Annotated in this window: 7 protein-coding genes and 1 tRNA gene; 5 read left to right on the top strand and 3 right to left on the bottom strand. The window is 62.9% G+C overall.

What is annotated here, in order from left to right; translation table 11 throughout:
* On the bottom strand, positions 1–530 hold a 530-nt coding region (gene cmk, locus EOA86_RS15535; protein WP_128342429.1), incomplete at its 3' end, for a (d)CMP kinase.
* Between the two features lie 272 nt (positions 531–802).
* Positions 803–2,161, bottom strand: coding sequence for a 3-phosphoshikimate 1-carboxyvinyltransferase (gene aroA, locus EOA86_RS15530; RefSeq protein ID WP_128342427.1), 1,359 nt, complete (start codon positions 2,159–2,161; stop codon positions 803–805).
* Between the two features lie 195 nt (positions 2,162–2,356).
* On the opposite strand from aroA, the gene EOA86_RS15525 reads away from it, so the two are divergent.
* The gene (locus EOA86_RS15525; protein ID WP_127212523.1) at positions 2,357–2,746 is read left to right on the top strand and encodes a TIGR02300 family protein; all 390 of its coding nucleotides are present in this window, start codon (positions 2,357–2,359) and stop codon (positions 2,744–2,746) included.
* Between the two features lie 170 nt (positions 2,747–2,916).
* Positions 2,917–2,992, top strand: a tRNA-Ala gene (locus tag EOA86_RS15520).
* Positions 2,993–3,031: 39 nt separating this feature from the next.
* On the opposite strand, the gene EOA86_RS38655 is transcribed toward EOA86_RS15520, so the two are convergent.
* Positions 3,032–3,268 carry a hypothetical protein gene (locus EOA86_RS38655; protein WP_164891769.1) on the bottom strand — a complete coding sequence of 79 codons (237 nt, stop codon included), beginning with the start codon at positions 3,266–3,268 and terminating at the stop codon, positions 3,032–3,034.
* Between the two features lie 402 nt (positions 3,269–3,670).
* Between EOA86_RS38655 and EOA86_RS15510 the strand changes: the two genes are divergently transcribed.
* The 3 genes from EOA86_RS15510 to EOA86_RS15500 all read left to right on the top strand — a co-directional run.
* Positions 3,671–4,270, top strand: coding sequence for an ANTAR domain-containing response regulator (locus EOA86_RS15510; RefSeq protein WP_127210752.1), 600 nt, complete (start codon positions 3,671–3,673; stop codon positions 4,268–4,270).
* Positions 4,271–4,272: 2 nt separating this feature from the next.
* A complete protein-coding gene (locus tag EOA86_RS15505) occupies positions 4,273–5,511 on the top strand; it encodes a CmpA/NrtA family ABC transporter substrate-binding protein (RefSeq protein WP_164759743.1) in 1,239 nt (412 codons plus the stop codon).
* A gap of 352 nt (positions 5,512–5,863) precedes the next feature.
* Positions 5,864–7,125, top strand: a 1,262-nt coding sequence (locus EOA86_RS15500; protein ID WP_164891768.1) for a CmpA/NrtA family ABC transporter substrate-binding protein, incomplete at its 3' end; no start/stop codon positions are given.

Raw genomic sequence — 7,125 nt, 5'->3', positions numbered from 1 at the left:
GAGTCGGCGCGACCCATGTCGCGCTCGTCGCGGCGCAGGATATCGGCGAGGATTTCGTTGAAATTGGCGGTGCCGCCGATGCTCTCGATCTCGGCCAGCCGCCGCTCTGCCCGCACTTCGGCGCTGGCCGTCACATAGAGCTTGATGTCGGCGTCGGGACAGACGACGGTGCCGATGTCGCGGCCGTCGAGGACGGCGCCCGGCGGCGCCTTGGCGAATTCGCGCTGCTTTTCGACCAGTACGCGCCGCACCGAAGGGAACACCGCCACTTTCGAAGCCGCCTCGCCGACCGCATGCGCCGACAGCACCGACCGGTCGAGCTTGGCCAGGTCGACCTGGCGGGCAGCGGTTTCGGCGGCCGACACATTGTCGAGCGGCAGACCGAGCCGAAGCAGCGCATGGGCCACAGCGCGATAGGTGAGGCCGGTGTCGAGCAGGTTCAGCCGGTAGTGGTCGGCCAGCCTTCGCGCCAGCGTGCCTTTGCCGGCGCCGGCGGGTCCGTCGATGGCGATGGTGAAGACGTGTGTCATTGACGGCTCAACGCTTTGTCCGCCCGACAACAAGCCCTCGCGCCTTGGTCATCCCAGGGCGCAGCGAACACGTAGCGGAGCGAAGACCCTGGGATCCATGCCGTGACATCAGCCAAAAAGTGCTGCCAACCAGAATTCAGCATCGCTGCGGCGCTCTGACGTCACGGCATGGATCCTGGGGTCTGCGCCGCGTCGCTTCGCTCCTTGCTCCGCCCCAGGATGACGAAGGCAGAGGTGTTGGGGGCCAATTTCCAAGGTTTGCGACTGCCATGTCACTCAATCTCCGCGCCCAGCCCCTTCATCAGGCCCATGAATTCCGGAAAACTTGTCGCTATCATCGTTTGATCATCGATGGTCACAGGCTTTTCCGTCGCAAGCCCCATCACCAGAAAGCTCATGGCGATGCGGTGGTCGAGATGAGTCTGCACGATGGTGCCCTGTCCATTGGGATGCTGGCCCAGTCCCTTGCCTCCCGGCCTTCCGCGCACCGCCAACGAGGCCTCGCCCTCGGTACAGTCGACGCCGTTGAGCTTCAGTCCTTCGGCCACTGCCGACAGCCGGTCGGATTCTTTCACCCGCAGCTCTTCCAGTCCCTGCATCAGCGTCTCGCCCTCGGCGAAACTGGCGGCGACAGCAAGCACCGGATATTCGTCGATCATCGTCGGCGCCCGTTCCGGCGGCACGGTGACGGCTTTCAGTTCCGAATGACGCACCCGCAGATCGGCGACATCCTCGCCGCCTTCATTACGCGGGTCGACAATGTCGATCCGGGCGCCCATTTCCTGCAGCGTCAAAAGCAACCCGGTCCGGGTTGGGTTCATCAGCACGTTTTCGATCGTGATGTCGGAGCCCGGCACGATCAGCGCCGCGACCAGCGGGAAGCCGGCCGAGGAGGGGTCGCCCGGCACCGCGATGGTTTGTCCGGTAAGCTTGCCCTGGCCCTCGATGAAGATATGGCGCACGCCGCGCTCATCGGTCTCGACCGACAGATTGGCGCCAAATCCCCTGAGCATCTTTTCGGTGTGGTCGCGCGTCATCACCGGCTCGATGACGGTGGTGATCCCAGGCGTGTTCAGCCCGGCGAGCAGTACCGCCGACTTCACCTGCGCCGAGGCCATTGGCACACGGTAGGTGATGGGTGCTGCGTGCTTGGGCCCGCGCAGCGTGATCGGCATGCGATCGCCGGGTATGGCTTTCAGCACCTGCACGCCCATCTGGCGCAGCGGTTCGAGCACGCGGCCCATCGGCCGGCCGGACAGCGAGGCGTCGCCGATGAAGGTGGTTTCCATGTCGTAGGTGCCGACCAGGCCCATGGTGAGGCGCGAGCCGGTGCCGGCATTGCCGAAATCGAGCGGGCCTTCCGGCTGCAGCAGCGCGCCGTTGCCGGTGCCGCGGATCACCCACTCAGTGCCGAGCTTTTCTATATGCGCGCCCATTGCCTTCATCGCGGCGCCCGTGCGCATCACGTCCTCGCCTTCCAGCAGGCCGGTGATGCGGGTTTCGCCGGAGGCAAGGCCGCCGAACATGAAAGAGCGGTGCGAAATCGACTTGTCGCCCGGCACCCGCGCCGCGCCTGAAAGCGCTGACGATTTGCGGGCGGTGGCCGGTTTCGGGGCGGCAGTATGCGACATGGCTTTTCCCTGCGTGAAAATGCCGGTGGCCGGCCATTTTCTTTTGGTTTGGGCGGTCTCGTATCACGGCGGACGGAAATGGTCATCCCCTTGCAAGAGGTCGCTCAACGCGGCGATTTATGACGCTGGCTTTAGGCTTTGACAGCGCCGCAAACTGTGGTTATGGGGACCAAACTTTCATCGACGAGGCTTGCAGTGGCAAAACCCGAACTTGGCACCAAACGCATCGACCCCGAGACGGGTCAAAAATTCTACGACCTGAACAAGGATCCGATCGTCTCGCCCTATACCGGCAAGAGCTATCCGCGTTCCTATTTCGAGGAAGGCAAGATCGCCGCCCTCGAGGAGGAAGAGGAAGTTGCCGAGAAGGAAGTGGACGCCGAGGAGGAAGAGGGCGTCGAGGTCGTCTCGCTCGAAGAGGCGGACGAGGATGCGAAAGCCGACGATCTTCCCGATCTCGGCGATGACGAGGACGATGTGGACCTCGGTGACGAGGATGACGATACTTTCCTCGCAGACGAAGAGGAAGAAGACGACGATGTCGCCGACATGATCGGCGTCGGCGACGACGACGACGAAGTCTGATCGGGCCTCTGGCGCAAGCGCCTGCCGACTTTCGCGGCGTCTTAATAAAAAGCGGCTCTTGAAGGCTTGATATTGACGGAAGGCGGGGTTAGAAGCCGCTGCACTAACGGCGCGGTCTCAACCCGCGCCGGATCTCTTCGCCGGCAACGGCGCCGGTAGACTGCCGGAGTGGGGCCATAGCTCAGTTGGGAGAGCGCTTGAATGGCATTCAAGAGGTCGTCGGTTCGATTCCGATTGGCTCCACCAGTTTTCTCTTGGGAAAATTAGTCGTTGTAGGCCTGCCTATCACTCGCAGGCCGACAACTCGGGCGGGTCCCCTGAAAAATTTCGCTGTATTTCGGTTAGCCTGAAGCTGAAAACCCCGGCAATCACCAGGGTTTTCAGCACACTAACTGCTAATAATACCAGGCCCAAACCCAAACACGCCTTCGAAAGCACCGTCTGCGCGGAAAGCCATTTCGCCAGACACGACGACAGATCCTTCTCCAAACGCGCCGCCGGCGCCGCCGCCTGCGGTGCCACCGCCGATGGCGGACCGGCTCCGCTTGAGTATCTTCATCCTCGAAGGCTTCCGTATCCGGCGCGTCGAGTTCATCGAGGATGCCACTTCGGGCGCCCGGTCCGCCGGCTACCGCGTTGATGGGCCGAACTGCGCTCGCAAGGGCTGCTGCCCCAGCAATGCCAAACATTCCTGTCAAAAATGATCGCCGATCCATGGAAACCTCCAATCTTCTAGACAGCGAGACAAGATTCGCAAACTGAAAGATAGCGCAGGCGATAGAAAAGCAAAGTAGACCCTACGAATGGTATTTAAAGAAGCTTAACGGATCAGCTCCGCGAACATATGGCAGTCCCCGAAGCGATAACTGCGGCAATTCCCAACATGCCGCATTGCACAATCGCGCGGCGTGCGCAAAATGCGGCATGATCCGGAAATCCCTCACCGTCCTGGTGATCGACGAAAACCACATCCGCGCCTCCATCATTGAGGCGGGATTGCGGGAGGCCGGGCATGAGCAGGTCACGGTCGTTCACGACGTTGCCGGAATAGCGCGGCGCATCGCCGAGATCGAACCGGACGTAATCGTCATCGACCTCGAAAATCCCAACCGCGACATGCTTGAAAACATGTTCCAGCTGTCGCGCGTCGTGAAGCGGCCGATCGCCATGTTCGTCGATCGGTCGGATCAGGCTTCGATCGAAGCTGCGGTGGCAGCGGGGGTCTCCGCCTATGTCGTCGACGGGCTGCGCCAGGAGCGCGTCAAGCCGATCCTCGATATGGCGATCAGCCGCTTCAACGCGTTCTCGCGGATGGCGCGCGAACTGGAAGAAGCCCGCAGTGAATTGGAGGACCGCAAGGTCATCGACCGCGCCAAGGGCATCCTTATGAGGTCGCGCGGGCTGTCGGAGGACGCAGCCTACACGCTTCTGCGCAAGACCGCCATGAACCAGAACCGCAAGATCAGCGAAATCGCGCAGAGCCTGGTGACGGCGGCAGGCCTTCTGGATCCCGGAGAGAGTTGAGCATGGCGGCCGAACACCAGATCAATGCCGGTTTCATACCGCTCTTCGACAGCGCCGTTCTTGTCGCAGCGCGCGAGATCGGGTTTGCCGCGCGCGAAGGCGTCGACCTGACGCTCAGTCGCGAGACATCCTGGGCCAACATCCGCGACCGCATCGCGATCGGGCATTTCGATCTGGCGCATATGCTGGGGCCGATGCCGATCGCCTGCAATCTGGGGCTCACGCCACTCGCCTCCGATACGGTCGTGCCGTTCTCGCTGGGACTGGGCGGCAATTGCGTCACGGTTTCGAACGTGGTCTGGGCGGGCATGGCCGCGCACGGCGCCTTGCCCGACCTCGATCCGGCGCGAGCCGGCAAGGCCTTGGGAGCGCTAATCCGTGAACGGGCAAATGCCGGTCGCGACCCGCTGCGCTTTGCGGTCGTGCATCCGCACTCCGGACACAATTTCGAACTGCGCTACTGGCTCGCGGCCTGCGGCATCGATCCGTCGCGCGAAATAGAAATCGTCATCGTGCCGCCGCCCTTCATGGCCGACGCACTCGCCGCCGGCAGGATCGACGGCTACTGCGCCGGCGAACCCTGGAACAGCGTCTCGGTTGTCGCCGGCACCGGCCATATCGCCACGGTCAAGGCCGCTATCTGGAAGACCAGCCCCGAAAAAGTCGTCGGCGTGCGCAAGGCCTGGGCCGAAAAACACCCCGAAGCCCTTTCAGCCCTGCTGCGCGCGCTCCATCACGCTGCGCGCTGGTGCGAGGATCCGGCAAACCGCGGCGAACTGGCCGCGCTGATGGCGCAGCCTTCCTTCCTCGGCGTTTCGCCGGCGTTGCAGATGCCGATCCTGACCGGACATCTTGCGTTGGGCGGCGGCGCGGAACTGACCGTCGAGGACTTCTTTCTGCCTTTCGGCAAGGCGGCAAATTTCCCCTGGAAGAGCCATGCGCTGTGGTTCTACACGCAGATGGTCCGTTGGGGGCAGATCAAGCACAGCGCTGCCCACATGGCGCTCGCGCGCGACGCCTACCGGCCCGACCTCTATCGCGCAGCGCTGAAGCCGCTCGGCGTCGCCCTGCCGGGAGCCAACGCCAAGGTCGAGGGTGCCCTGACCGCTGCCACCCCGGTGGGCTCGGCCGGCGCCAGCCTCGTCCTTGGTCCGGATGGTTTCTTCGACGGCCGCATCTTCGATCCCGACAGGATCGACGACTATCTCGCTATCCGCGACTGGGCGATGCCGACGAGTTGAGCATTCCTTGCGCACTATCGTGCACTGCACAATATTTGTGCTACTGCACAATGGCGTGACTGCCGTATGAGCATCGACAATCCGGCGCTCCAGCCTTCACGCCCACGCGCGCGATTGTTTTTATTGCTTAATCCGCCGCTTCTTCCAGCTGGCACGGTTCCTGCATAGTAATCCATAGGCCTTCAGGCCACGGAATACGGCGTCCAATGGCGGGCGCCACAGGCAAAGCTGCCGCTCAGGTCACACGCGATCCGGATCAACGGACGCAGCGGCCTGGCCGGCGGCTTTTATTGTTTGGTCGAAGACGCAATCGACGGCGCAGATCCCAAGCCGCGCCCAACCGGAGATGACGATGACGAAACGCATCAAAACCCAATCCGCCCTCAAGGCTGTAACGCGCCGCGATTTCCTGATGATGAGCGCGGCCACCGCGGCAACGCTGGCGGCGGCACGCGCGCTGCTGCCGTCCGGCGCCTATGCGGCGACGGCAGCGCCGGAAGTCACCGGCGCCAAGCTAGGCTTCATCGCGCTGACCGATGCAGCGCCGCTGATGATCGCTAAGGAGAAGGGCCTGTTCGAAAAATTCGGCATGCCCGATGTCGAGGTGCTCAAGCAGGCCTCCTGGGGCGCGACACGCGACAATCTGATGCTCGGCGGCGAAGCCAACGGCATCGACGGCGCCCATATCCTGACGCCGATGCCTTACCTGATGCATACCGGCAAGGTGACGCAGAACAACCAGCCGATGCCGATGGCGATCGTGGCGCGGCTCAACTACGACTGCCAGGCGATTTCCGTCGCGCAGGAATATGCTGGCACCGGCGTCGGCCTCGATGCCTCCAAGCTGAAGGACGCCTTCGCGGCCAAGAAGGCCGAGGGCAAAGAGGTGAAGGCCGCCATGACCTTCCCGGGCGGCACTCATGATCTCTGGTTGCGCTACTGGCTGGCTGCCGGCGGCATCGATCCCGACAAGGATGTCTCGACCATCGTCGTGCCGCCGCCGCAAATGGTCGCCAACATGAAGGTTGGCAATATGGACGTGTTCTGCGTCGGCGAGCCGTGGAACGAGCAACTCGTCCATCAGGGTGTCGGCTTCACCGCCACCACGACAGGCGAACTCTGGAAAGGCCATCCGGAAAAGGCGCTCGGCCTGCGCGCCGCCTTCATTGACAAGAACCCGAACGCCACTAAGGCGATCCTGATGGCCGTCATGGAAGCCCAGCAATGGTGCGAAGCCATGGAAAACAAGGACGAGATGGCGGCCATCATCGGCAGGCGGCAATGGATGAACGTGCCGACCGCCGACATCATCGGTCGCCTCAAGGGCGACATCAACTACGGCAATGACCGCGTCGCCACCGGCACCGACCTCCACATGAAGTTCTGGAAGGGCGGCGTGTCCTATCCATTCAAGAGCCACGACAGCTGGTTCCTCGCCGAAAACATCCGCTGGGGCAAATTCGCGGCGACCACCGACATCAGGGCGCTGGTCGATCAAGTCAATCGCGAGGATCTGTGGCGCGAGGCGGCCAAGGACCTCGGCGTCGCTGCGGCCGACATCCCGGCGGCTTCATCGCGCGGCGTCGAGACCTTCTTCGACGGCAAGATCTTCGA

This window comes from Mesorhizobium sp. M5C.F.Ca.IN.020.32.2.1, assembly GCF_004023105.1.
GTDB lineage: Bacteria > Pseudomonadota > Alphaproteobacteria > Rhizobiales > Rhizobiaceae > Mesorhizobium > Mesorhizobium wenxiniae.
This window is presented reverse-complemented; position numbering and strand designations above follow the sequence as displayed.

Excerpts from the sequence above, each read along its gene's own strand:
- aroA (WP_128342427.1), bottom strand. The coding sequence starts at position 2,161 with ATGTCGCATACTGCCGCCCCGAAACCGGCCACCGCCCGCAAATCGTCA.
- EOA86_RS15505 (WP_164759743.1), top strand. The coding sequence starts at position 4,273 with ATGGCGGCCGAACACCAGATCAATGCCGGTTTCATACCGCTCTTCGAC.
- EOA86_RS15510 (WP_127210752.1), top strand. The coding sequence starts at position 3,671 with ATGATCCGGAAATCCCTCACCGTCCTGGTGATCGACGAAAACCACATC.